Origin of the sequence: Janibacter sp. Y6 (assembly GCF_040900765.1) — a bacterium.
Lineage (GTDB): Bacteria > Actinomycetota > Actinomycetes > Actinomycetales > Dermatophilaceae > Marihabitans > Marihabitans melonis.
This window is the reverse complement of record NZ_JAKLYZ010000002.1, coordinates 310104-334602: the sequence shown is the minus strand read 5'-3', so window position 1 is coordinate 334602 and position 24499 is coordinate 310104. Positions and strand designations below refer to the sequence as shown.

General features: G+C 74.5%; 27 protein-coding genes. 17 read left to right on the top strand and 10 right to left on the bottom strand.

Going from position 1 to position 24499, the window contains the following annotated elements; translation table 11 throughout:
• The first annotated feature begins 3 nt into the window (after positions 1–3).
• A complete protein-coding gene (locus L6241_RS06530) occupies positions 4–483 on the top strand; it encodes a phage tail protein (RefSeq protein WP_368245449.1) in 480 nt (159 codons plus the stop codon).
• A gap of 25 nt (positions 484–508) precedes the next feature.
• On the opposite strand, the gene pdxH is transcribed toward L6241_RS06530, so the two are convergent.
• On the bottom strand, positions 509–1189 hold the full coding sequence (pdxH, locus tag L6241_RS06525; protein WP_368245448.1) for a pyridoxamine 5'-phosphate oxidase: 681 nt from the start codon (positions 1187–1189) through the stop codon (positions 509–511).
• Between the two features lie 52 nt (positions 1190–1241).
• On the opposite strand from pdxH, the gene L6241_RS06520 reads away from it, so the two are divergent.
• Positions 1242–1676 (top strand): cyclopropane-fatty-acyl-phospholipid synthase family protein, encoded by a 435-nt coding sequence (locus L6241_RS06520; protein WP_368245447.1) that lies wholly within the window; start codon positions 1242–1244, stop codon positions 1674–1676.
• A 126-nt stretch (positions 1677–1802) separates the two neighbouring features.
• On the opposite strand, the gene L6241_RS06515 is transcribed toward L6241_RS06520, so the two are convergent.
• Both L6241_RS06515 and L6241_RS06510 read right to left on the bottom strand, forming a co-directional pair.
• On the bottom strand, positions 1803–2138 hold the full coding sequence (locus L6241_RS06515; protein WP_354588246.1) for a YnfA family protein: 336 nt from the start codon (positions 2136–2138) through the stop codon (positions 1803–1805).
• A 144-nt stretch (positions 2139–2282) separates the two neighbouring features.
• Positions 2283–3479, bottom strand: coding sequence for an NAD(P)/FAD-dependent oxidoreductase (locus L6241_RS06510; protein WP_368245446.1), 1197 nt, complete (start codon positions 3477–3479; stop codon positions 2283–2285).
• A 147-nt stretch (positions 3480–3626) separates the two neighbouring features.
• On the opposite strand from L6241_RS06510, the gene L6241_RS06505 reads away from it, so the two are divergent.
• Positions 3627–3980 carry a hypothetical protein gene (locus tag L6241_RS06505; protein WP_123093450.1) on the top strand — a complete coding sequence of 118 codons (354 nt, stop codon included), beginning with the start codon at positions 3627–3629 and terminating at the stop codon, positions 3978–3980.
• A 361-nt stretch (positions 3981–4341) separates the two neighbouring features.
• Positions 4342–5418: an aspartate aminotransferase family protein gene (locus tag L6241_RS06500; RefSeq protein WP_368245445.1), complete on the top strand. Its 1077-nt coding sequence runs from the start codon at positions 4342–4344 to the stop codon at positions 5416–5418.
• 27 nt (positions 5419–5445) lie between these two features.
• Here L6241_RS06500 and L6241_RS06495 read toward each other — a convergent pair whose 3' ends face one another.
• The 3 genes from L6241_RS06495 to L6241_RS06485 are packed head-to-tail and all read right to left on the bottom strand — an operon-like array spanning position 5446 to position 8734.
• Positions 5446–6669: a glycosyltransferase family 2 protein gene (locus tag L6241_RS06495; protein ID WP_368245444.1), complete on the bottom strand. Its 1224-nt coding sequence runs from the start codon at positions 6667–6669 to the stop codon at positions 5446–5448.
• Positions 6666–7652 (bottom strand): hypothetical protein, encoded by a 987-nt coding sequence (locus L6241_RS06490; protein WP_368245443.1) that lies wholly within the window; start codon positions 7650–7652, stop codon positions 6666–6668. Before L6241_RS06490 ends, L6241_RS06495 begins: the two co-directional genes overlap by 4 nt.
• Entirely contained in the window at positions 7649–8734 is a 1086-nt protein-coding gene (locus L6241_RS06485) for a glycosyltransferase family 1 protein (protein WP_368245442.1), read from the bottom strand. Before L6241_RS06485 ends, L6241_RS06490 begins: the two co-directional genes overlap by 4 nt.
• Before the next feature lie 125 nt (positions 8735–8859).
• Between L6241_RS06485 and L6241_RS06480 the strand changes: the two genes are divergently transcribed.
• A complete protein-coding gene (locus tag L6241_RS06480; protein ID WP_191565033.1) occupies positions 8860–9699 on the top strand; it encodes an FkbM family methyltransferase in 840 nt (279 codons plus the stop codon).
• A 1-nt stretch (position 9700) separates the two neighbouring features.
• Here L6241_RS06480 and L6241_RS06475 read toward each other — a convergent pair whose 3' ends face one another.
• Positions 9701–10057 carry a hypothetical protein gene (locus L6241_RS06475; protein ID WP_123093444.1) on the bottom strand — a complete coding sequence of 119 codons (357 nt, stop codon included), beginning with the start codon at positions 10055–10057 and terminating at the stop codon, positions 9701–9703.
• Between the two features lie 113 nt (positions 10058–10170).
• Positions 10171–10761 carry a protein-L-isoaspartate O-methyltransferase gene (locus L6241_RS06470; RefSeq protein ID WP_368245441.1) on the bottom strand — a complete coding sequence of 197 codons (591 nt, stop codon included), beginning with the start codon at positions 10759–10761 and terminating at the stop codon, positions 10171–10173.
• A gap of 53 nt (positions 10762–10814) precedes the next feature.
• On the opposite strand from L6241_RS06470, the gene L6241_RS06465 reads away from it, so the two are divergent.
• The 8 genes from L6241_RS06465 (at position 10815) to L6241_RS06430 (ending at position 18282) form a co-directional block, all read left to right on the top strand.
• Positions 10815–11516 carry a VOC family protein gene (locus L6241_RS06465; RefSeq protein ID WP_368245440.1) on the top strand — a complete coding sequence of 234 codons (702 nt, stop codon included), beginning with the start codon at positions 10815–10817 and terminating at the stop codon, positions 11514–11516.
• Positions 11517–11540: 24 nt separating this feature from the next.
• Complete coding sequence (locus tag L6241_RS06460) at positions 11541–12230, top strand: response regulator transcription factor (RefSeq protein ID WP_368245439.1); 690 nt, start codon at positions 11541–11543, stop codon at positions 12228–12230.
• A 40-nt stretch (positions 12231–12270) separates the two neighbouring features.
• Positions 12271–12936, top strand: a complete 666-nt coding sequence (locus tag L6241_RS06455; protein WP_123093440.1) for a type 1 glutamine amidotransferase domain-containing protein — start codon at positions 12271–12273, stop codon at positions 12934–12936.
• Entirely contained in the window at positions 12933–13907 is a 975-nt protein-coding gene (locus L6241_RS06450; protein WP_368245438.1) for a threo-3-hydroxy-L-aspartate ammonia-lyase, read from the top strand. The genes L6241_RS06455 and L6241_RS06450 overlap by 4 nt, the downstream gene beginning before the upstream one ends.
• Before the next feature lie 2 nt (positions 13908–13909).
• A complete protein-coding gene (lhgO, locus tag L6241_RS06445) occupies positions 13910–15118 on the top strand; it encodes an L-2-hydroxyglutarate oxidase (protein ID WP_368245437.1) in 1209 nt (402 codons plus the stop codon).
• A gap of 65 nt (positions 15119–15183) precedes the next feature.
• Positions 15184–15972 (top strand): siderophore-interacting protein, encoded by a 789-nt coding sequence (locus tag L6241_RS06440; protein WP_368245436.1) that lies wholly within the window; start codon positions 15184–15186, stop codon positions 15970–15972.
• Between the two features lie 49 nt (positions 15973–16021).
• Positions 16022–16723, top strand: coding sequence for a DsbA family oxidoreductase (locus L6241_RS06435; RefSeq protein WP_368245435.1), 702 nt, complete (start codon positions 16022–16024; stop codon positions 16721–16723).
• A 113-nt stretch (positions 16724–16836) separates the two neighbouring features.
• Positions 16837–18282, top strand: a complete 1446-nt coding sequence (locus tag L6241_RS06430; RefSeq protein WP_368245434.1) for a peptide MFS transporter — start codon at positions 16837–16839, stop codon at positions 18280–18282.
• Positions 18283–18359: 77 nt separating this feature from the next.
• Here L6241_RS06430 and L6241_RS06425 read toward each other — a convergent pair whose 3' ends face one another.
• Positions 18360–19208, bottom strand: coding sequence for an HAD-IIA family hydrolase (locus L6241_RS06425; protein ID WP_229299775.1), 849 nt, complete (start codon positions 19206–19208; stop codon positions 18360–18362).
• 55 nt (positions 19209–19263) lie between these two features.
• Here L6241_RS06425 and L6241_RS06420 point away from each other — a divergent pair, with 55 nt between their 5' ends.
• On the top strand, positions 19264–19575 hold the full coding sequence (locus L6241_RS06420; protein ID WP_368245433.1) for a hypothetical protein: 312 nt from the start codon (positions 19264–19266) through the stop codon (positions 19573–19575).
• A gap of 116 nt (positions 19576–19691) precedes the next feature.
• Here L6241_RS06420 and L6241_RS06415 read toward each other — a convergent pair whose 3' ends face one another.
• On the bottom strand, positions 19692–20012 hold the full coding sequence (locus tag L6241_RS06415) for a hypothetical protein (protein ID WP_368245432.1): 321 nt from the start codon (positions 20010–20012) through the stop codon (positions 19692–19694).
• Between the two features lie 172 nt (positions 20013–20184).
• Between L6241_RS06415 and L6241_RS06410 the strand changes: the two genes are divergently transcribed.
• Genes L6241_RS06410 through L6241_RS06400 form a run of 3 tightly spaced genes read left to right on the top strand, consistent with a single transcriptional unit; the run spans position 20185 to position 24457 of the window.
• Positions 20185–21609: a magnesium chelatase gene (locus tag L6241_RS06410; RefSeq protein WP_368245605.1), complete on the top strand. Its 1425-nt coding sequence runs from the start codon at positions 20185–20187 to the stop codon at positions 21607–21609.
• Between the two features lie 2 nt (positions 21610–21611).
• The gene (locus tag L6241_RS06405) at positions 21612–23678 is read left to right on the top strand and encodes a VWA domain-containing protein (RefSeq protein WP_368245431.1); all 2067 of its coding nucleotides are present in this window, start codon (positions 21612–21614) and stop codon (positions 23676–23678) included.
• Positions 23675–24457: a sulfite exporter TauE/SafE family protein gene (locus L6241_RS06400; RefSeq protein ID WP_354588264.1), complete on the top strand. Its 783-nt coding sequence runs from the start codon at positions 23675–23677 to the stop codon at positions 24455–24457. Before L6241_RS06405 ends, L6241_RS06400 begins: the two co-directional genes overlap by 4 nt.
• The last annotated feature ends 42 nt before the right edge of the window (positions 24458–24499 follow it).

Sequence of the window (24499 nt, the reverse complement as noted above, 5' to 3'; positions counted from 1 at the left end):
TGCATGAGCTACGTCGTGGACTTCTCGGACGTCTCCACGGTCGGCCTGGAGTCCTCGCCGGTCGCCGACGCTCTCGCCGGGCTGAGGGCCAACGAGGCCCGGTACTTCTCGACCAAGTACGGCCACACCTTCGTCACGGTGCCCGCCGCGCAGGCCCCCGAGGTCCTCGCCTGGGTCACCCAGCTGCTCGCCCTGCGCGACGTCGTCGTGTCCTCGCCCGCCCTCGAGGTGAGCGACCTCGAGGTCGAGGGCGTGCGTTGGGCGCACGTCTTCTACGAGAGCGGGCTCGCGGTGAACGCCCTGTGGACGCTGGCCGAGGGCGGCAAGCGCGCCGTCGGTCTCAAGCTCTCCGACGGCATGGAGGTGCCCGCCGAGCTCGGCGCCTTCAAGTTCGCCCGCCAGCGCTCGAAGCTCGCGGGGACGATCCGCGGCTCCTACTACGTCGTCAAGGGCGACCACCCGCCGCCGGCGCTCGGCACCTAGGTGCCCGAGCCGGCGACGTGGGCGATCACGGCTGGCGGCGGTGCAGACGCCAGGCCGCGGCGTCGTCGAGCGAGCCCTCGGCGACGCGGGTGAGGACGAGGCGGTCGTGCAGCCGGTCTCGGCGCCCGCCCCACAGCTCGACCTCGTCGCACCGGATGCGGTACCCGCCCCAGAAGTCCGGGACCGGCACGTCGTCGCGGCTGCCCGTGTCGGGCCACCGTGCCGCCGCCTCGTCGTAGGCGCGCTGCAGCTCGGCACGCGAGGCGGCGGGCTGCGACTGGTGCGAGGCCCACGCGGAGATGCGCGACCCCCAGGGGCGGCTGGTGAAGTAGTCCTCGACGAGGTCGCGCTCGAGCAGCTCGGCCCGGCCGCGGAAGCGGATCGCGCGGAACATCGCCGGCCAGACGAGCGAGGCGGCGACGTGCGGGTTGGCCGCGAGATGAGCTCCCTTCGTCGAGGTCGTGCCGGTGTAGAAGCCCGGCCCTCGCTCGTCGAGGACGCGCATGAGGACGGTGCGCACGTCAGGCACGCCGTCGGCGTCGACCGTGGCGACGGACAGCGCGTGCGGCTCGGGGACGTCCGGCTGCGCCCGGGAGCGCTCGACGGCCTCGTCGACCCAGCGGCGCACCTGCTGCAGCGGAGTCCGGGCGAGCTCGTCCTCGCTGATGCCGGTGCCGGTGTAGTCGGTGCGCGTCACGTCGTCCACGTCGGCGAGCCTATGCGGCGGGGGTGTCACCGCAGGGGCCTACGGTCCTCATATGACCTCCTCGGTCTCGCCCCGGCTGCGCGCGGTCGTCGACGCGTTGCCGCTGCACGCCGGGATGCGCGTGCTCGAGATCGGGGGTGCTCCCGGTGCGGCCGCCCGGCTCGTCGCGCAGCGGGTGGGCCCGCAGGGCCACGTCCTCGTCGTCGACCGGTCGGCGCGCGGGGTCGAGCTCACCCGTCGGGCCTGCGCGGAGCAGATCGCCGACGGACGGGTGGGGGTCCTGCGGGCCGCGGTCGAGGAGCTCGAGCTGCCCCCGGGCACCGCCCCCTTCGACCTCGCCCTTGCCTGCCGGGTGGGCGTGCTCGACGGTCGCCACCCGAGGGGCCGCGACCGGGCGCTCGCCAGGCTCGCCGAGGCCCTCGTGCCCGGCGCTCGGCTCTACCTCGACACCGGTGACCCGCTCGACGAGGTGGTCCTCGGCGGGTGAGCCGGGCGCGGCCGACGCCAGGTCAGGCCGTCTCGTCCCCCGGGCCACGGCGTGCAGGTCGATGGTCACCTCATCAGGGGACGGCACCTCACGCCTCAGCCACCCACCGCTCGTGTCGTGTCCCGCTCAGGCCCCGCGGGGCGCGTACATGATGAGCCCCACTCCGATGAGGCAGACGATCGCGCCCGCGACGTCGAAGCGGTCCGGGCGGAAGCCGTCGACCACCATGCCCCACAGCAGCGAGCCGGCGACGAAGATGCCGCCGTAGGCCGCGAGCACGCGTCCGAAGCTCGCATCGGGCTGCAGCGTCGCGACGAGCCCGTAGATCCCGAGCGCGACGAACCCCGCGCCGACCCACAGCAGCCCGCGGTGCTCGCGGATGCCCTGCCAGACGAGCCAGGCGCCACCGATCTCGGCGATCGCGGCGAGGACGAAGAGCAGGATCGAGCGCGCGACGGTCATGGGGTCATCCTCGCGCGCGGCCGACGTCCCTACTTTCCCGCCCAGGGCGGGAACATTCGACGTCGGGAAGGAAATGTTCTTTCCCGACGTCGTACTTTCCCGCCCTGGGCGGGAAAGCTGTGGTGGGTGGGACGAAGGGGGAGATCAGCCTTCGCCCTCCTCGTCGCCCTCGACCTCGGGCTGGTCGCCCCGGGGACCTGCGGCGAAGGGGGCGGCCTGAGCGACGAGCTGCTCGCCGCGTTCGTAGTCGTCGTCGGCGTTGTAGGTGAGGACGCCGACGAGGGTGCCCTCGCGGCCGTACCAGACGGTGAGCCCGCCGGGCCGCTCGACGGCCTCGAGCTCGTCGTGCCCGTCGCCCCAGGCCGCGTACTTGAGCCAGTGGTCGCCCACCTGGCTCCAGAAGCCCGGCACCGCGTCCCACACCGCGTCCTCCCCGGCCGCGGAGCGCCCGGCGATGCCGCCCATGGTCTCGGCGTCGAACCAGTGCTCGACGGGGATCGGCCGTCCGGCGGTCGCGTTGAGGGCGTGCGCGGCGTCGCCTGCGGCCCACACCCCGTCCTCGGCGCGCAGGTGCTCGTCGACGACGACACGGCCCTCGTGCAGCTGCAGCCCGGAACCCTCGAGCCAGGCGGTGGAGGGCTCGACGCCGACGGCGAGGAGGACGAGATCGGGCTCGAGTGTCGTGCCGTCGTCGAGGTGCACGGTGCGCGGGGCGCGGATCCCGCTGATCTGGACCCCGCCGCGCAGCGTGATGCCGTGCCCGACGAGCAGGTCCTCGACGAGCGCGCCCGCACGCTCGCCGAGCCGGTCGGCCTGGGGCGTCGCCTCGCTCGAGACGACGGTGACGTCGAGACCTCGCAGCGCGAGGGAGACCGCTGCCTCGCAGCCGATGAAGCCCGACCCGACGACGAGCGCGGTGCGGGCGTGACCGGCCGACTCGGCGAGCCGCTCGAGGTCGGCGTAGGTGCGCAGCACGCGTACCTCCGCGTCGGCGTCCACCCCGTCGAGGACCCGGGGGTGCGCGCCGGGCGCGAGCACGAGCGAGGCGAAGGGGATCTCCTCGCCCCCGGCCCGCACGGCACGGGCGTCGAGGTCGACGGCGTCGACGGTCGTGCCGAGACGGATCTCGACCCCGTCGAGCCCGTCGGCCGAGGCGTTGGGGGTGAGCTCGGGCTCCCCGCCGCGCAGCGACTCCTTGCTCAGCGGAGGACGCTCGTAGGGCGGGTGCTCGTCGGCGGTGAGGAGCAGCACGGGCCCCTCGCCGTCGGCCTCGAGGTAGGACGCAGCGGCGGCGACCCCCGCCGGTCCGCTGCCGATGACGATGAGTCCGTAGGTGGTCATGAGCCCACTGTGGCGCACGGTGCGGTGCGGGGGACCCGATCGCGCCGGCCTCGTCCAGGGTCTGGTGGATCACCCCCCTTCGAAGGTCGTCGCGGCCCCCTCCGACCTGTAATCGTGGGGACCTCCCCAACCCCATGGAGGCATCTCATGGCCCGCATCTCCTTCCTCGCCGGTGTCGGCGTCGGATACGTCCTCGGTGCCCGCGCCGGGCGCCAGCGCTACGAGCAGATCAAGACCCAGGCCGGCCAGCTGTGGTCGAGTCCGAAGGTGCAGCGCACCGTCGACCAGGCCAAGGACACGGCGAAGACCCAGGCACCGGTCGTCGCCGACAAGGTGACCGGTGCGGCGAAGGACGCCGCCGGCACCGTCAAGGACAAGGCCGGCAGCGCTCACCTGCCCGGTCGCGGCGAGGACCTGCCCGACACGATCCACCGCGGCGACGACGGCGAGCTGCACGCCGACACGAGCGGCTTCGGCCCGGGCGGCGACAAGCTGCCGTGACCCCGGCCCACGGTCCTCTTGCGCGGTGACGCCCCGCAGGAGGACCGTGGGTGGGTGGCGCCCGAGCGCACGCCCGAGCTGACCGCGGCCCTGGCTGCGGCCCGACGCTGGCGCGCAGATCTCGCGACCCGGCCGATCCCGGCGACCCAGCCGGTCGGCGCGGGTCGCGCTCGTCTGCCCCAGTCCCTGCCCGAGCAGGGGATGCCCGCCGTCGACGTCGTCGAGGAGCTCGTCGACGTCGTCGAGCCGGGTCTGCTGACGATCGGCTCGCCCCGCTTCTTCGGGTGGGTCATGGGGGGGCACCCTCCCCGCCGCGCTCGGGGCCGACTGGCTCGTCAGCGCGTGGGACCAGAACGCCGGCATGCGCGACGCGACCCCGGGCGTCGTCGCCGTCGAGGAGGTCGCGGGGCAGTGGCTCCTCGAGGCTCTCGACCTGCCGTCCTCGAGTGCCGTCGGCTTCGTCACCGGGTGCACGACGGCCAACCTCGCCGGGCTCGCCGCCGCCCGGGACGCGCTGCTCGCCGCCCGTGGGTGGGACGTGGCGACGCAGGGCATCCAGGGGGCACCTCGCCTGCGGGCCCTCGTCGGCGCCGAGCGGCACGGCTCGGTCGACCTCGCCCTGCGTTACCTCGGGCTCGGGGCGCCGACCCCGGTCGCCGCCGACGCCCAGGGCCGGATGGACCCCGACGCCCTGCGCGCGGCCCTCGGGCAGGACGACGCCCCGACGGTCGTCTGCGCCCAGGCCGGAAACATCCACTCCGGGGGCTTCGACCCCTTCGCCCCGATCTGCGCGGCGGCGCACGACGCCGGCGCCTGGGTGCACGTCGACGGCGCCTTCGGCCTGTGGGCCGCGGCCTCGCCCGCCCTGCGCCACCTCGTCGTCGGGCTGGCCGACGCCGACTCCTGGGCGACCGACGCCCACAAGACCCTGAGCACGCCCTACGACAGCGGCGTCGCCGTCGTCCGTGACGCGGGTGCGCTGCGCCGCGCCTTCGGCCACTCCGCCGACTACCTCCTGCACTCGCAGGAGCCCGACCCCCACGAGCTCGTCCCCGAGATGTCCCGCCGGGCCCGCGGCGTGCCCGTGTGGGCGGCCCTGCGCTCGCTCGGCAGGTCCGGTCTCGTCGACCTCGTCGACCGTCTCGTGCGCTCCTCGCGCGGGCTGGCGATGGGTCTGGCCGAGGTGCCGGGTCTCACCGTGCTCAACGACGTCGTCTACACCCAGGTCACCGTCGCGGCGGTCGACGACGAGACGACCCTGGCGGTCCTCGCCCGGCTGCACGAGGACGGGCTCGTCTACCCCAGCGCGAGCCGGTGGCACGACCGGGCGGTCATGCGCTTCTCGGTGAGCGGCTACGCGACCGACGACGTCGCGGTCGCGCAGACCATCCGCACCGTGTGGGAGGCCGTCGAGGCGGTGACCCTCGGCGAGGGCTGACGACCGGCGACGCGAGCCGGCTCGGGGTCACGGGGCGCTCGGGTCGCCCCATCCCCACAGGCCCTCGAGGCTGACCCTCGTGGGCAGGTCGCGGAGCACCCCCGCGCCCGACCGGGCCGGCGGCGGGGGGAGGCCGAGGGCGCGGCTGCGGGTCTCGGTGACGACGAGCGCGTCGTCGTAGGCTGCCTCGCCGCGCGCGCACAGCGCGTGCACGTCGACGTCGAGCAGGACCGGGCGCGTCACCTGCACGTGCCAGGCCCGGCGCTCGGCTGTCGCCGCCGGCTCCGGGCCGATCACGACGCGGGGGTCCGAGATCGGCCACCCGGGGGTGGTGGTGCACTCGCCGGAGCGCAGGTGCACCCGGACGTCGGGCACGGCGAGCAGGTCGGCGCAGCAGGCGAGGACGGCGGCCGGGTCGCACCCGGTGTCGTCGAGCTCGACGCTCACGGCGGGGTGGGGCCACACGAGACCGGGGTGGCGCGCACCGGGCGCGGCGACCCGGGAGGCCACCCGCAGGGTCTCGACGGTCTTCGCGAGGTGGTCGGGGGCGCGGCCGCCGGCGTCGGGGCCGTCGTGCCAGGCGACGGCGCCGGGCACGTGCCGCAGGGCGGCGCCGGCGAGCCAGGCCCGGTGGCCCAGCTCCCAGTCCTCGCCGCCGTAGCCGACGAAGTCCTCGTCGAAGCCGCCGACCCGGGCGAAGAGCTCCGCGTCGCAGGCGAGGACCGCGGAGATGACGAGCCGGAAGCCGCCGGCATCCGCGCTCGCGAGGTCGTCGGTCTCGGCGTAGCCCCGGGTCAGCCACTGCGGGTCCGGCAGCGTCGTCACGTCGACCGGCTCGCCTGCTAGCCAGCGCACGACGTCCTCGGGGGCGTGGCCGGAGAGCTCGGCGTGCCGGCGTCGCCCGACGGCGAGCACACCGCGCTCGTCACCGGCCGCGACGACCGCGGCGAGCGCACCGAGGTAGCCCGGCGTCGGCAGGGTGTCGCCGTCGAGGAAGCACAGGACCGGGGCGTCGGTGTGCGCGGCGCCGAGGTTGCGCGCGGCGGCCGCGCGGAAGCCGGCGTCGGCCTGGCGCACGACGCGGACGGCGAAGGGGTGCTCGCCCACCGTCGGGGCGACGGGCGACCCGTCGTCGGCGACGACGACCTCGAAGCGGCCGGCGCAGTCCTGCTGGTCGAGGGCGGCGAGGAGCAGGTCGAGCCCGCGCTGGTCGTCGTAGTACGGCACGACGACCCCGATGTCGGGGCTCATCGCGCCCAGCCGGCGAGCACGTCGGCGTAGGTCTGCGCGGCCTCGGCGGTGCTGGGGCCGATCGTCACCGAGGGCTCGAGCCAGGTCGAGGAGGGGTCGGCGAGGGCGCGCGCGATCGCGGCGGGCAGGTCGTCGCGCTCGACGAGCGTCACCGAGCCGGGGCAGCGCCGGGCGAGCTCGACGACGTAGGGGTTCGTCGTCGCGAGCGGACGGCGACCGGCCGCGATCCAGGACCCGACCGAGCCGGAGGCGGAGACGTGCACCGGGGCGACGACGGGCACCGCGACCCGGCGGGCCTCCTCGTGCATCGCTGCGTCGGCGAGCCAGCCGGTGACGCGGGCGACGCGACCCTGGGCGCGGGCGGTGGCCACGACGGCGCCGACGAGGTCGTCATGACCGCGGGAGTGCGCGCCGAGCGCGGCGAAGCCGGTGCTCGGCGGCAGGCCCGCCATCGCGTCGAGGACGTCGAGATGCCCCTTGCCGGGGTAGAGGTAGCCGAGGACGGCGACCTCGCCGCTGCCGGGCGGCCGCGAGGGGCTGAGGTCCGGCGCGTCGAGCGGCAGCGGCACGACCTCGACCGGAGGCACCGGCCCGCCGTCGAGGCAGGCGAGGAGGAGCTCGCGCTCGTGCTCGGAGGCGACGACGACGCCGCGGGCAGCCGCGACCATCCGCCGGTACCCCGCCGCCCGGCGGGCGCGGCGCTCTGCCCCTTCGCCCTCCTGGGGCAGGTCGTGCAGGGTCAGGGAGACCGGGCAGCGCTGCGCCACCCGCTCGACCGCCGCCGCGGCGGCGTCGGGGCTCTCGCCCCAGAGGTGGTCGGTGACGTGGAGGTGCGCCAGGCGGGGGTGCAGACCGGGCGGCGAGCCGAGGTGCCGCCCGCGCACGACGGGGCTGCCGGTCAGGGGCGGCTGGGCGAGGAGGGTGAGCGCGTGCCGGACGACGCCGTGAGACCCCGGGCCGGGCACGAGGTGGACGACGCTCATGCCCCGCGCACGACGCGGTCCTCGGCGACGCCCAGGTAGACCTCGCGGTGCGCGGCCCGGGCGCTCTCGAGCTCCGCCGCGAGGACGCGGGCGTCGCCTCCCGGGGCCGGCTCGCCCTGCGCCCACCGGGCGTGGGCCTCGTGCACGGCGCGCTCGACGCTGGCGGTGAGGTCGTCGTGACGGTAGGTGAGGACGGGACGCTGCTGGGCGTAGAAGCCGAGGTCGGGCGCGAGCACCCGGGTGCCGAGGTCGTGGCACATCTCGAGCCAGCCCGAGTGGGTGCCGTCGGTGTAGGGCAGCACGGCGAGCGAGGTCTGGGCGAGGTCGCGCCACAGCTGGGCGTCGTCGAGCGGGGCGTGCACGCGCACGTCGGCACCGTCCGCGCGGGCCCGGGCGAGCCGCCGCAGCACCTCCGGGTCGTGGCGCGGGTGGTCGGCCCGGGTGACGTCCTCGTGGAGGTGGACGCGCAGCTGCGCGTCGTCGAGCCCGGCGACGGCGTCGGCGCACGCGTCGAGGACCGGCAGCGCGGCGACGTTGGCGCGCAACGACTTCAGGTGCAGACCGACGACGAAGGGGGACCCGGTCCGGCGGGCCGGGAGCACCCCGGCGGGCACGAGCGGCGGGTGCGAGATGACCTGGGGCCGCCGGCCGAAGCGGCGCTCGACCTCGGCGGCCGCGCCCGGGGTGAGGGTCGTCAGGGCGTCGGCGGAGCCGACGAGCTCGCCGAGGACGCGCCCGTAGCGCTCGCCGGTGCCGTGCGGGTCGACGAGGTCGTGCACGGTGAGGACCAGCCGGATGTCGTGGGCGCGCAGGCTCGCGACGAGATGACGGACGTCGTCGACCCCGAGGTGCTCGAAGCCGAAGTGGACGTGCAGGACGTCGATCTCGTGCGCGTGGTCGGCGACCCAGCGCGGGGTGAGCGCCGGGTGGGGCCACCACTGACCGGCCGGGGCGCCGGGCACGGGCGGGTCCGCGGGGTGGAGGTGAGCGGGCTCGGCGCCGACGAGGGCGTCGACGTAGGCATGGCCCCGCGGCACGTGCCGCACGACCGGGCCGGTGGCGCGCAGCCGGTGGCTGCGCACCTCGCTCAGGACGATCTCGCTGATGACGTCGCCGCCTTCCGTGCGGGCGCCCCCGGGCGCCGGGTCGATGTGGGGCTGGTCCTAGGGTGAGTCGCGCCGACTCCGAGACGACAGGGGACCTGATCGTGGACCGACCGATGCTGCCCGAGAGCGTGCTCGAGCACGCGCCCGTGCACGTCCTCGACGTGGGGGCCAACCCCCTCGACGACGAGGTGCCGTACGTCGACCTGCTCGACGCGGGACTGGCGCGGGTCACCGGCTTCGAGCCGCTGCCCGAGGCCATGGAGCGGCTGCGCGGGCTGGCCGGTCCGCACGAGCGCTACCTGCCGCACGCCGTCGGCGACGGAGGTCGGCACGTGCTCCACGTGTGCGAGGAGCAGGGCTTCTCGAGCCTGCTGCGCCCCGACCCGATGCGGCTCGCGCACCTCGTCGACTTCGAGCGGCTGGGCCGCGTCGTCGACGAGGTCGAGATCGACACGGTGCGCCTCGACGACGTGCCCGACCTCGGGCCGGTCGACCTGCTCAAGGTCGACGTGCAGGGCAGCGAGCTCGCCGTGCTGCGCAGCGGCGAGCACGCCCTCGAGCGGGTCCTCGCGGTGCAGCTCGAGATGGGCTTCTGGCCGCTGTACGAGGGCCAGCCGACCGCCGGCGAGCTCGACGCCCAGCTGCGCTCGATGGGGCTGATGCCCCTGCAGGTCGTCCAGCACCGGACCTGGCCGCTCGCCCCGACCCAGTGGGCCGACCCGTGGGAGCACGACTCGCGCCAGATCGTCGAGTCCGACGTGCTCTACGTGCGAGACCCCGCCGGTCTGGCCGTGCGCGACCTCGCGGTGCTCGCGCTCGTCGCCGACATCGGCTACCGGCACCGGGGGCTGGCCCGGCGCTGCCTGCGTCTGCTCGACGAGTGCGGTCGTGGTGATCTCGAGGCGCAGTACGTCTCGCGGCTGGGTCGGCACTACGGCTGAGTCAGCGGCGACGGGTGTCGGCTGCGTAGGCGAGGGCGTTGAGGGCGGCCCACCCGAGGGTGACTGCGAGGACCTTCGTGCGGATCGACCCCTTCGTGCTCGCCCCGAGGACCAGGGCGTCGCCGACGTCGGAGGCCACCCGGCCGCCGACGGCCCACGGCAGGGCGGCGGGCGGGCCGGCGAGGGCGAGCGCGGCGATGGGGATGTCGCGGACGGCGAAGGTGCGGGCGAGCCGGTCGAGCGCGCGCTGGTTGCGCGGCTCGCGCAGGGCGCTCGCGAGGTGCGACGGCTTGGCCAGGCAGTACAGCCCGTAGCCGGCGCTCGCCGCCTGCATGGTCTTGGTCAGCTCGAAGCTCATCTGGCGACAGTAACCGCCGGACCAGCACCGACAGCCGGGGAGCGGGACCACCCCTTGGGGGGTACCGCGGGGGGTCTGAAAGGGGCGTCAGGTGGGGGGGCTCAGGTGGGGGCTCAGGTGACGAGCGGGACGAAGCGGTAGCGCCCGTGGGTCGTCACGAGAGGGTCGTCCTCGCCCCGCCGCTGCACGCGGAGCATCTCACCTGCCACCGGCACGACCATGACGCCGTCCGGCGTCAGCTGCGCGACCAGCTCCTCGGGCAGCCGCCCCGCCATCGCGGAGACGAGGACGCGCTCGAAGGGGGCGTCGCCGGGTGCCCCGAGGTGACGGGGGTCAGCCAGCCGCGCCCGGGCCTGCGGCAGGTCGGCGCGCGCGAGGGCGGCCCGTCCGAGCGCGAGCACCTCGGGCAGGCGCTCGACGCCGAGGACCCGGCCGTCGGGGCCGACGAGACGGGCGAGGATCGCCGTCGTCCAGCACGACCCCGCGCCGACGTCGAGGACGCGCTGGCCCGCACGGACGTCGAGGAGCACGAGCATGTCGCGCACGGTGCGCGGCTGAGAGCTCGTCTGCCCCGACCCGATGGCGAGCGGCGCGTCCACCGCGGCCCGGTCCCGCTCCGCCGGCCGCAGGTGAGCCGCCCGCGGGCTGGCCGCCATCGCCGCGTCGACCCGTCGGACGACCTCGTGCTCGCTCTCCTCGTCCACCCCACGAGGCTAGGCGGCGGTCCTAGGCTGGCGGGACGACGAAGGAGTGGGCGATGACGGCACATCTGCAGGCCCTGAGCATCGACGCGGCCGACCCCGAGCGGCTGGCCGCCTTCTGGGGCGCGGTCCTCGAGCGCGAGGTGCGCGGCGACCTGCTGCCCGCCGCCGGCCCGGGCGATCTCGCGATCCGCTTCCGGCGCAGCACCGAGCCCCGGCGCGGCCTCGACCGTACGCACCTCGACCTCACGAGCGACGTGGCCGGCGGGCAGGCCCATGTTGTCGAGCTCGCCCTGTCGCTCGGCGCGACCTATCTCGACGTCGGGCAGGGCGACGACGCGACGCACGTCGTGCTCGCCGACCCCGAAGGGGGCGAGCTGTGCGTCGTCGAGGAGGGCAACCGCTTCCTCGCCGGCACCGGCCGGGTGGGGGCGCTCTCCGGAGACGGTCGCCGGGTGACCGGGGTCTTCTGGAGCGAGGCGCTCGGCTGGCCGCTCGTGTGGGACGAGGACGACGAGACCGCCGTCCAGTCACCGCACGGCGGGCCGAAGATCACGTGGGGCGGGGCCCCGGTCGCCCCGAAGCGCGGGCGCAACCGCCTGCGTCTCGACCTCGTCGCCGACGGCCCCCTCGAGGAGGAGGTCGAGCGGCTCGTGGGTCTCGGCGCCACTCGCACCGGGGTCGCCGACGACCCCGAGGGGGTCGCCCTGACCGATCCCGACGACAACGAGCTGCAGCTGCTCCCGGGCCCGGGCTGACCCCTTCGCCGCTACGGTCGAGAGATGCCCGACCCCGACGCACGCCAGCCGATCCGTCTCGCCGTCCTCAACGACTTCGAGGTGGTCGCCCGCGGTGTCGCGGCGATGCTCGCCCCCTTCGCCGACCGCGTGCGCGTCGTCGAGGTCGACTGCGGGGTCCTCGTCTCCCAACCCGTCGACGTCGCGCTGTACGACGCCTACGCGATCACCAGCTCGGGCCACCGCGACCTCGACCTGCTCACCGCCGACGACATGGTCGGGCACACCGTGCTCTACACGTGGGAGGTCGGGCCCTGGGTCGACGAGGTCGCACAGGACGCGCGGCTGTCGGGCGTCGTGCGCAAGTCCGCGTCGGCGCGCGAGCTCGTCGACGCGGTCGAGCGGGTGCAGGCCGGCGAGCGGGTCGTCCTCACCGCCGAGACCGAGCCCGTCGACGACCAGTCCCGGCCGGCCGACTGGCCGGGACGCGCCGAGGGCCTCACCCCGCGCCAGTCGGAGGTCGTCGCACTCATCACCGAGGGGCTGAGCAACCAGGAGATCGCCCGCGCCTGCTACCTCAGCATCAACTCGGTGAAGTCCTACATCCGCGCGGCCTACGCGACGATGGGGGTGACGTCGCGCAGCCAGGCCGTGCTCTGGGGCGTCGACCACGGCTTCCGCCGCGGCGGGCGGATGCGCGTGCTCGCCGACCGCGTGCCCCACGACGGGTCGTAAGGTCGGGGGGACGTCCCCGACCGAGCACGCAGGAGTCCCCATGGCCACCGTCCTCTTCGTCGTCACCGGCGCCCGCAGCTGGACCCTCGCCGACGGGTCGAGCGTGCCCACCGGCTACTGGGCCGAGGAGCTCGTCGCCCCCTTCGAGGTCCTCGCCGACGCCGGGCACACCGTCCGCTTCGCCACCCCGGGCGGGGTGCGACCGGTCGCCGACGAGCGCAGCCTCACCCCCGAGGCCACGGGCGGGCGCGACCTGCGCGAGGTCCTCGACGACCTCGAGGAGCTGAGCGCCCCCCTTCGCCTCGAGGACGTCGACCTCGCCGACTACGACGCGGTCTTCTACCCCGGCGGCCACGGGCCGATGGAGGACCTCGCCGTCGACGAGACCTCGGGCACCCTCATCACCGCCGCCGTCGAGCGCGACGTGCCGCTCGCCATCGTGTGCCACGGGCCGGCCGCGCTGCTCGCCAGCGACGTCACCGGGCGCACCGTCACCGGCTTCACCAACGAGGAGGAGCGCGCCGGAGGCAAGGCCGACCAGGCGAGGTGGCTGCTCGAGGACCGGCTGCGCGAGGCCGGCTTCGAGGTCGAGACCGGGCCCGCCTTCGAGCCGAAGGTCGTCGTCGACGGCATGCTGCTCACCGGTCAGAACCCCGCCTCCTCACGCCCACTCGCGCAGCGGCTGCTCGAGGTCCTGCCCTCGTGACCACCGCCCCGCCCACGGTCGAGGACGTCCGCGCGGCCGCCGCCCTCCTCGATGGCGTGGCCCACCGCACCCCCGTCCTGCGCTCGCACCGGCTCGACGCGCTCGCCGGGTGCGAGGTGCACCTGAAGTCCGAGCACCTCCAGCGCATCGGCGCCTTCAAGTTCCGGGGCGCGTACACCGCGCTCAGCGCCGTCGACCCCGGCCGCCGCGCGGCCGGCGTCGTCGCCTACTCCTCGGGCAACCACGCCCAGGCCGTCGCCCTCGCCGGGCGCGAGCTCGGCATGCCGGTGACGATCGTCATGCCCCACGACGCCCCGCAGACGAAGGTCGAGGCGACGAAGGGGTACGGCGCCACCGTCGTCGGGTACGACCGCTACACCGAGGACCGCGAGGCCATCGGGGTGGCCATCGCCGAGCGCACCGGCGCCGCCGTCGTCCCGCCCTACGACCACCGGCACGTCATCGCCGGTCAGGGCACTGCCGTGCGCGAGCTGCTCGAGGAGGTGCCCGACCTCGACGTCGTCGTCACCCCGCTCGGCGGCGGCGGCATGCTCGCGGGCTCGATCCTCGCCGCCCAGGAGCTCGCGCCGACGGCGGCCGTCTGGGGCGTCGAGCCCGAGGCGGGCGACGACGGCCGGCGCTCGCTCGAGGCCGGAGAGGTCGTGCGCATCGAGCCTCCACGCACCATCGCCGACGGGGCGCAGACCGCCTACCTGGGGTCGCTGACCTTCCCGATCATCCGCGAGCACGTCGCCGGCATCGCGACCGTGAGCGACGCCGCGCTCGTCGACGCGATGCGGCACGTGGCCGGGACGCTCAAGCAGGTCGTCGAGCCCACCGGTGTCCTCGGCCTGGCCGCGGTCCTCACCGGCGCCGTGCCGGTCTCGCCCGGGCAACGGGTCGGGGTGGTCCTCACCGGGGGCAACGTCGACCTCGCCCGGTACGCCGAGCTCCTCGCGACGGGGGTGTGATCGTGGCCCAGCGCACCGTCGGGGTCATCGGGGGCGGGATCGTCGGCCTGGCCGTCGCCCGCGAGCTGACCCGCCGCCGGCCCGACGACCGCGTCGTCGTGCTCGAGAAGGAGGAGCGGATCGCCGCTCACCAGACCGGGCACAACTCCGGGGTCGTCCACGCCGGTATCTACTATGCCCCCGGCTCGCTCAAGGCCCGCCTGTGCACGCGCGGTCGTCAGCTGCTCAAGGACTACTGCGCCGAGCACGGCATCGCCTACGACGAGTGCGGCAAGCTCGTCGTCGCCGTCGAGCCCGACGAGGTCGCGCGTCTCGACGCGCTCGAGCGCACGGCGAGCGCCAACGCCGTCCCGGGTCTGCGCCGGGTCGACGCCGCCGGCATCCGTGACGTCGAGCCGCACGCCCAGGGCCTGGCGGCCCTGCACTCGCCGGCCACCGCGATCACCGACTACGTCGGCATGGCCGAGGCGATGGCCGCCGAGGTCCGTGCGGCCGGCGGCGAGGTGCGCCTGGGTGCCGAGGTGTCTGACATCCGCCGCGAGCGGGGCCGCGTGCGTCTCGTCCTCGGGTCCGCTCAGAGCGCCGACGAGGTCGTCGTCGACGAGCTCGTCGTCTGCGCAGGGCTGCACGGCGACCGGCTCGCGCAGCGGGTCGACGGGCAGCGCGAGCTGCGGATCATCCCCTTCCGCGGCGAGTACATGGAGGTCACGCCCGCGAAGGCCGATCTCGTGCGCGGCATGGTCTACCCGGTGCCCGACCCCCGCTACCCCTTCCTCGGCGTGCACTTCACCCGCCGGGTCGGCGGCGGTCTCGAGGTCGGCCCCAACGCCGTCCTCGCGCTGCGGCGCGAGGGCTACGGGTGGCGGCAGGTCTCCCTTCGCGATCTCGCCGAGACGGCCACCTGGCCGGGCTTCTGGCAGCTGGCGCGGGCCAACTGGCGCACGGGGATCCAGGAGGTCCGCGGGTCCCTGTCGACGAGGGCCTACATGGCCGGGGCTCAGCGCTACGTGCCCGAGATCGGCGTCGACGACGTCGAGCGCGGGGGTGCGGGGGTGCGGGCGCAGGCGATCGAGCGCGACGGCTCGCTCGTCGACGACTTCCGGATCACGACGGTCGGCGAGGTGACGTGCGTGCTCAACGCGCCCTCGCCCGCGGCGACGTCGAGTCTGGCGATCGCCGAGCACGTCGTCGACGCGATGACCGCGGCCTGACGCCCCACGAGATCCACGAAGGGGGCGCAGTTAGGCTGGCCTAACACCGTCACCGAGGAGCGCTCGTGCCCACCCATCTCACCGTCACCCGCACCGAGGACCTCACCGCGCACCTGCGCCGCGTGCACTTCCGCAGCGACGACCTGTCTGCCTTCGAGGGCAGCGTCCACACGGACCGCTACGTCAAGCTGATCTTCCCGAGGCCGGGCACGACCCTGCCGGCCGACTTCGACATACGTGCAGCCCGCGCGAGCGCGGACCCGCAGGACATGCCGGTCGTGCGCACGTACACGGCGCTGGAGCCCGACGTCGCCGCCGGCACGCTCGCCATCGACTTCGTCGTCCACGGCGACGAGGGCGTCGCCGGCCCGTGGGCCACCCGGGCCGAGCCCGGCGACACGCTGCTCGCCAACGGGCCCGGCGGGGCCTACGCACCCGACCCCGACGCCGACTGGCACTTGATCGCCGGCGACGAGTCCGCCGTGCCGGCGATCTCCGCGGCGCTCGCGGCCCTGCCCGACGACGCGACGGGCGAGTGCGTCGTCGTCGTCGAGGGACCCGACGCCCCACCGCACCTCGAGGCGCCCGAGCACGTCCGGGTCACCGTCGTGCACCGGCAGGGGCCGGGCGAGCCCTTCGCCGAGGCGGTGCGCGCGCTGCCCTGGCGCGAGGGGCGCGTCCAGGTCTTCGTCCACGGCGAGGCGCACGAGGTCATGCACGGCATCCGGCCCTATCTCGTGCGTGAGCGCGAGGTGCCCCGCGCCGACCTGTCGATCTCCGGGTACTGGCGCCGGGGGCGCACCGAGGAGGGCTTCCGCGAGTGGAAGTCCGAGCTCGCGGCCAGGGAGGGCTGACCCCCCCTTCGCCCGGAACATCCGGGGGCCGGGCCGGGTTGACCCCGGCATGGCCCTGCACATCGACATCTGGTCCGACATCGCCTGCCCGTGGTGCTACATCGGCAAGCGCCGCTTCGAGAGCGCGCTCGCCGGCTTCGCCCACAAGGACGACGTCACCGTCACCTGGCACAGCTATCAGCTCGACCCGAGCCTGCCGCGCCACTACGACGGCACCGAGGTCGACTACCTCGTGCAGCGCAAGGGCATGGCGGCCGACCAGGTGCGCCAGATGACCGCGCACGTCGCCGAGCAGGCGGCCGGTGAGGGACTGACCTACGACTTCGACTCCCTCGTCGTGGTCAACAGCCTGCGTGCCCACCACCTGCTGCACGTCGCCGCGCGCGCCGGTGTGCAGGACGAGGTCAAGGAGGCGCTGCTCGACGCCCACTTCGTGCGCGGTCTCGACATCGGTGACGACGACGTGCTCGTCGCGATCGGCGGCGCCGCGGGCGTCGACGAGGCGACCGTGCGGGCCGGCCTCGAGGACCCCGAGATCGGTCGCGAGGTGCAGGGCGACTTCGACACGGCGCGCTCGCTGGGCATCCAGGGCGTGCCCTTCTTCGTCCTCGACATGAAGTACGCGGTGTCCGGTGCCCAGCCCGCCGAGGTCTTCACCCAGGCCCTCGAGCAGGCCTGGCGCGAGGGCAACCCGCTGCAGCCGATCGGCGGCGACGCCGCTGCCTGCGGCCCCGACGGCTGCGCGATCTGACCCCTTCACGCCCCTGTCGTCAGGCCGCGGCCGACGACCGGGGGTGACCCCCCGACTTCGCAGATCGAGCCGGTGGTGGCATCGTGGAGAGAGTGCCAAGTCAGCAAGCAACCGTGACGGACCACCCCCGGGACACCCGCTTCTTCGGTCAGCCGGGAGTGCTGGCCAACCTCTTCGGGGTCGAGCTGTGGGAGCGCTTCAGCTTCTACGGCATGCAGGGCATCCTGCTCATCTACCTGTACTACTCGGCCGCCCAGGGCGGGCTCGGCATCGACGAGGGCACCGCGGCGCAGATCGTCGGCGCCTACGGCGGCGCGGTCTACCTCTCGACCGTCCTTGCCGCGTGGCTCGCCGACCGCGTCCTCGGGCCGGAGCGCACGCTCTTCTACTCGGCCGTCGTCGTCATGCTCGGCCACATCGCGCTGTCGCTGCTGCCCGGTCTGCTCGGCGTCGGGGTGGGCCTCGTGCTCATCGCCATCGGCTCGGGCGGGGTCAAGGCCAATGCGAGCTCGCTCGTCGGGACCCTCTACGACGAGGGCGACACGCGCCGTGACGCCGGCTTCTCGCTCTTCTACATGGGCATCAACATCGGTGCGCTCATCGGGCCGCTGCTCACCGGCGTGCTGCAGAAGGAGTGGGGCTTCCACGCAGGCTTCCTCGCGGCCGCGGTCGGCATGGCGCTCGGTCTCGTGCAGTACACCATCGGCCGCCGTGGGCTGCCCGAGCACTCGCACCACGTCGCCAACCCCCTGCCCGCCGCCAAGCGGCGCGGCTACGTCGTCGGGGGCGTCGTCGCGCTCGTCGTCGTCGCCGCGCTCGTCGCGCTGGGCGTCATCTCCGCCGAGCGCCTCGCGAACATCGTCATCGGCGCCGTCGTCGTGGCGACGGTCGCCTACTTCGCGATCATCCTGCGCGACAAGGACGTCACCGGGGTCGCGCGCACCCGTGTGCTCGCCTTCATCCCGCTCTTCGTGTGCAACGCGGTCTTCTGGTCGCTGTACCAGCAGCAGTTCACCGTCGTGACGATCTACTCGGACAAGCGGCTCGACCGCGACCTCTTCGGGTGGGAGATGCCGGTGTCGTGGGTCCAGTCGATCAACCCGGTCTTCATCATCGCGCTCGCGGGTGTCTTCGCCGCGCTGTGGACCCGGCTCGGCCGGCGCCAGCCGTCGACGCCGCTGAAGTTCGGCGTCGCCACGGTCGTCATGGGTCTGGCCTTCTTCCTCTTCCTGCTCATGCCCGCGGGTGCCGGCTCGGCCCCGCTGCTCGGCCTCGTCGGGATCCTGCTCGTCTTCACCATCGCCGAGCTGCTCATCTCGCCGGTGGGCCTGTCGATGACGACGAAGCTCGCGCCGCCGAAGTACACGACGCAGATGATGGCGCTCTTCTTCCTCTCGATCTCGCTGGGCACCGCGATGGCGGGCACGCTCGCCGGGTACTACGACGAGAGCTCGGAGGGACCCTTCTTCTTCTGGGTCGGGCTCGTCGCGGTCATCACCGGGCTCGTCGTCGTCGCGATCAGCAAGCCGATCAAGCGGCTCATGGCCGGGGTCGACTGACCCCGTCGTCCCTCGTCCACGCGCAGCGGCGCCGTCCGGGTCATCTGGGCGGCGCCGCTCGTGCGTGCGTGGGCGGGTCAGTCCTCGCGGCGGAGCCGTTCGTGCTGGTCGGAGCGGCGGAGCCGCTCGGTGACGAGGGGGACGAGGTCGGCGATGGAGTCGGCGACGCGGGTGGGGCGGTAGGGGAAGGTCTCGACCTGGTCGCGGCTCGTGGACCCGGTGAGGACGAGCACCGTGCGCATCCCGGCCTCCTGGCCGCCGATGACGTCGGTGTCCATGCGGTCGCCGACCATGACGGTGTGCTCGGAGTGCGCCTCGATCCGGTTGAGCGCGGTGCGCATCATCAGCGGGTTGGGCTTGCCGACGTAGTACGGCTGGCGGCCGGTAGCCGCGGTGATGAGCGCGGCGACGGAGCCGGTCGCGGGGAGGGTGCCCTGGGGCGAGGGCCCGGAGACGTCGGGGTTGGTCGCGATGAAACGGGCACCGCGCTCGACGAGCCGGATCGCCGCGGTGATCGCCTCGAAGGAGTACGTGCGGGTCTCGCCGAGGACGACGTAGTCCGGGTCGCGCGGCGTCATCGTGTAGCCGGCCTCGTGCAGGGCCGTCGTCAGCCCCGCCTCGCCGACGACGAAGGCGGACCCGTGCGGGCGCTGCTCGGCGAGGAAGGTGGCCGTCGCGAGCGCCGAGGTCCAGATCGCCTCCTCGGGCACGTCGATGCCGCTGTGCAGCAGCCGCGCGCGCAGGTCGCGCGGGGTGTAGATCGAGTTGTTCGTCAGCACCTGGTAGCGCACGCCGCTGTCGCGCAGCGCGGCGATGAAGTCGGCCGCGCCGGGGATCGCCTGCTCCTCGTGGACGAGCACGCCGTCCATGTCGGTCAGCCAGGCGTCGACGAAGGGGGCATCGGCCGGGGGCTCGGAGATCGCCATGGGCCCAGTGTGCCCACCCCGGGCGGGGCGCGGGGCGAGGCATACGCTGGCGGGCATGCCCGACCTGCGCAGCCTGCCCACCGCACCCTTCCTCGCCGCCGGCCTCGCCGGGGGCTTCACGCTCGCCCAGCGCACCGGCGTGCGCCCGCTCGGCGGAGCCGTCATGGCGGCCGCGAACGTGCTCTCGGTCCCCGCCTGGCGGTCTGCCGGGGGCACCCCGCTCGCCGCCGGGCTGACCGCGGGCTACTGGGCCTCGATGGGCGTCTCGCACCCGCTCGCGAAGAAGATCGGCACCTGGCCCTCCGTCGCCGCCGTCTCGCTCGGCGCTGCCGCCACCGCCTACCTCCTCGCCGACCGGCGCCGCTGAGGCGCCGCCCCTCCTCGGTGGTCGAGGGGCCGAGGTCTGGTGGTCGAGGTGCGAAGGCCCCCTGGGCCTGAGCCTCGAGACCACCGCACCTACCCCCGCGCCCCGCTCGCGTCGCGCTACTCCAGCACCTCGGTCGTCAGCACTCCGGAGGACGAGGTCGTGGCGCTGCCGCCCCGGCCGGGGTCGCTCCCGCCTCCCGCGCCCTGCCCGCCGACGTCGTGGCCCGGCTCGGGGATGGCCAGGGTGACGTCGCCGACCGCGACCCAGTCACCGACCATCTCGCAGTCCACGACGTCGACGCCGTCGGCGTCCTGCGCCGCGTAGACCTGTCGCGAGCCATCGACCGAGACCGGCTCGGGGCAGGGCCTGGAGCTGCCGCAGGCCGTGAGGAGCGGCAGCGCGAGGGCGACGGCGAGGACCGTCCGCGTCCACGTCATGCCATCACCCCGTCCCCGACGACCCGGTGGGGAGACGCTAGCGGGTGGGGCGGCCCGCCGGGACCCCTTCGTCGCACTCCAGACGAGGTCCGGACCCTGGACAGACCACCCGGCGCTCTCGGCGCTGTCGGATCCGCGGAGTAGCGTTCAAGAAGTGACGGACCCGCTCGAGATCGCGACGCCCCACCCCTTCGAGTCCGCCGGCACGACCCGGCCGGCACCCACGACCCTCGGCGAGCTGCGCCGCAGCGGGCACACGCTGCGCCCCCTTCGCCAGGAGATGCGGGACAACCTGCTCTCCGCGCTGCGCGAGGGGTGTGACCCCTGGCCCGGCATGCACGGCCTGCAGGACACGGTCATCCCCCAGCTCGAGCGCGCGGTCCTCGCCGGCCACGACGTCGTCCTCCTCGGCGAGCGCGGCCAGGGCAAGACCCGGCTGCTGCGCAGTCTCGTCGGGCTGCTCGACGAGTGGAGCCCCGTCGTCGAGGGCTCCGAGATCGGCGAGCACCCGTATGAGCCGATCGCCGTCGAGACCCAGCGCCGAGCCGCCGAGCTCGGCGACGACCTGCCCGTCGTGTGGCGCCACCGTGACGAGCGGTACGCGGAGAAGCTCGCGACGCCCGACACCTCCGTCGGCGACCTCATCGGTGACGTCGACCCGATGCGGGTGGCCGAGGGGCGCCGGCTCGGCGACCCCGAGACCATCCACTTCGGGCTCATCCCGCGCAGCCACCGCGGCATCGTCGCGATCAACGAGCTGCCCGACCTCGCCGAGCGCATCCAGGTCGCGATGCTCAACGTCATGGAGGAGCGCGACATCCAGATCCGCGGCTACCTCCTGCGGCTGCCGCTCGACGTCCTCGTCGTCGCCTCGGCCAACCCCGAGGACTACACGAACCGTGGGCGCATCATCACCCCGCTCAAGGACCGCTTCGGCGCCGAGATCCGCACGCACTACCCCGTCGAGCTCGAGGACGAGATGGCGGTCGTGCGCCAGGAGGCCGACCTCGTCGCGAGCGTCCCCGACGTCCTCGTCGAGATCCTCGCCCGCTTCACCCGCGCCCTGCGCGAGTCCTCGTCGGTCGACCAGCGCTCCGGCGTCTCGGCCCGCTTCTCCATCGCCGGCGCCGAGACCGTCGCGGCCGCGGCGCTGCACCGGGCGAGCGTGCGCGGCGAAGGGGAGCCGGTCGCCCGTCTCGTCGACATCGAGACCGCCGTCGACGTCCTCGGCGGCAAGATCGAGTTCGAGGCCGGTGAGGAGGGCCGCGAGGACGCGATCCTCACCCACCTGCTGCGCAGCGCGACCGTCGACGCCGTGCGCGAGCGGCTGCGCGGGGTCGACCTCGCCGCCCTCGTCGAGGCCATCGCCGATGGCGCGTCCGTGACCACGGGCGACCGGGTGACCGCGGACGAGCTGCTCTCCTCGCTGCCCGACCTCGACGACGACGACGCGCTCTACGACGAGATCGCCGACCGCTTCGCCGCCACCGACGCGGGGGAGCGCGCCGGTGCCGTCGAGCTCGCCCTCGAAGGGCTCTACCTCGCGCGCAAGGTCGACAAGGACAGCGACGGCTCGAGCGTCGTCTACGGGGCCTGACCGTGGCACGCCGGCACCGCTCTCGTTACGGCCGCTACACCGGCGGCCCGGACCCGCTCGCACCGCCGGTCGACCTCGGCGACGCGCTGCAGGCCATCGGCGAGGACGTCATGGCCGGCTCCTCGCCCGAGCGGGCGATGCGCGAGTACCTGCGTCGCGGCAGCGTCGACCAGCGAGGTCTCGACGACCTCGCCCGCCGGGTCGCCGAGCGCCGCCGCGAGCTGCTCGGGGAGACCGATGTCGGCGGCACCCTCGCCGAGATCTCCAAGCTGCTCGAGTCCGCGGTGCTCGCCGAGCGCGGGCAGCTCGCCCGCGACGTCGACATGGACGACACGGACCGGGCCTTCGCGCAGATGCGCCTCGACGGCCTGCCCGACTCGCCGGCCGCGGCCGTCAGCGAGCTCTCCGACTACGAGTGGCGCTCGCCGCAGGCGCGCGCCGACTTCGAGCGGATCAAGGACCTCCTCGGCCGCGAGATGCTCGACCAGCGCTTCGCCGGGATGAAGCAGGCGCTCGAGGGGGCGACCGAGCAGGACCGCCAGCAGGTCCAGGAGATGCTCGACGACCTCGGCGAGCTGCTCGACAAGCACGCGCAGGGTGCGGACACCGAGCAGGACTTCGCCGACTTCATGGCCAAGCACGGCGACTTCTTCCCCGAGGACCCGCAGGACGTCGACGAGCTGATCGACGCCCTCGCGGCGCGCTCCGCGGCGGCCGCCCGGATGATGGCGTCGATGACGCAGGAGCAGCGTGACGAGCTCATGCAGCTCTCCGCCCAGGCCTTCGGGTCGCCGCAGCTCGCGGAGAGCCTGCAGCGCATCGACGGGGCGCTGCAGTCGCTGCGACCGGGCGAGGACTGGTCGGGCTCGGAGCGCTTCCGCGGTGACCAGGGGGTCGGGCTCGGCGACGGCACCGGGGTGCTGCAGGACCTCGCCGACCTCGACGCCCTCGCCGACCAGCTGGCCCAGGCCCACGAGGGCGCCCGCCTCGACGACGTCGACCTCGACGCCCTCCAGCGCCAGCTCGGCGACGACTCCGTCGTCGACGCCCGGACCCTCGCCGAGCTCGAGCGCGCGCTGCGCGACAGCGGCTACCTGCGGCGTGGCGCCGACGGCGAGCTGCGCCTGTCGCCGACCGCGATGCGCCGGCTCGGGCAGAGCCTGCTCAAGGACGCGACCGAGCGGCTCTCGCGCCGCACGGGGCAGCACGACAACCGCACGTCCGGCGCGGCCGGCGAGCGCACCGGCGGCACCCGTGAGTGGCAGTTCGGCGACACCGAGCCGTGGGACGTCACCGCGACGGTGGGCAACGCGGTGCGGCGCACCGCGGGCGAAGGGGGTGACCTCACCTCCCTTCGCATCGACATCCGCGACGTCGAGGTCACCGAGACCGAGGCACGGACCCGCTCGGCCGTGGCCCTGCTCGTCGACACGTCCTTCTCGATGGCGATGGACGGGCGCTGGGTGCCGATGAAGCGGACCGCGCTCGCGCTGCACCAGCTGGTGAGCACGCGCTTCCGCGGCGACGACCTGCAGCTCATCGGCTTCGGGCGGTACGCGCGCTCGATGGAGATCGAGGAGCTCACCGGTCTCGACGCGATGTACGACAAGGGCACGAACCTCCACCACGGGCTGCTCCTGGCGAATCGCTTCTTCCGCAAGCACCCGGCGAGCCAGCCGGTGCTGCTGGTCGTCACCGACGGCGAGCCCACCGCGCACCTGATGCCCCAGGGCGAGCCCTTCTTCGACTACCCGCCGCACCCGCTGACCCTGTCGCTGACGGTGACCGAGCTCGAGACGTCGCGCCGCCTCGGTGCGCAGACGACCTTCTTCCGCCTCGGCGAGGACCCGGGCCTGGCACGCTTCGTCGACTCCATGGCCCGGCGGGTCGACGGCTCGGTCGTCGCCCCCGAGCTCGACGACCTCGGCGCGGCCGTCGTCGGGTCCTACCTGCGCTCGCGCACCGGCTTCTCGAACCTCGGCCCGGAGGACGACGGGTACGGCAGGTTCGGCGGCGGACGCTTCGGCGGCTGGTACGGCGACCGCGGCTCCTGGGCCACGGGGGAGTGAGCGCCGACCTCCTGTGGCTCGTCCTGGCCGGCGTCGGTGCCGGTCTCGTCGGGTCCATGACCGGGCTGGCCTCGCTCATCAGCTATCCCGCCCTGCTCGCCGCCGGGCTGCCGCCGCTCGTCGCCAACGTGACGAACACGGTCTCGCTCTTCGGCATCACCGTCGGGTCGGTCGCCGGGTCGCAGCGCGAGCTCGCCGGGCAGGGCGCCCGGCTCGTCCGGCTCATCCCGGTGACGGCGGTCGGTGGGGCGATCGGGGCAGCCCTGCTGCTCTCGGCGCCGGCGGGGGTCTTCGAGCTCGTCGTGCCGTGGATGGTGCTCCTCGGCGCGGTGCTGCTGCTCCTTCGAGACCGGATCCGGGTGTGGTCGGCCCGACACTCCGACCCGCACTCGCTGCAGCCCGACCCGCACGCGCGGCGTCGCCGCGGCGCGTGGTTCGTCGCCCTGCTCGCGATGGGGATCTACGGGGGGTACTTCGGGGCGGGTGCCGGGGTCATCGCGCTCGCGCTGCTCTCGCTCGAGCGGGTCGAGCCGCTCGCGGTGACCAACGCGGTGAAGAACGTCGCGACCGGTGCCGCCAACGCCGCCGGGTCCATCGGCTACGTCTTGCTCGCCCCCGTCGACTACCGCGCGGCCGTCGCCGTCATGGTCGGCTCGGTCGTCGGGGCTTTCATCGGGCCGGCGGTCGTCCGGGTCGTGCCGGAGACGCCGATGCGGTGGGCCGTCGGCGTGTGCGGCATCGGCCTCGCGCTCTACCTGGCCGCCGGCGCGCTGGGCTGAGGCGGACCCTGGCGGGGACGAAGCCCCCTCGGCAGACTGGTC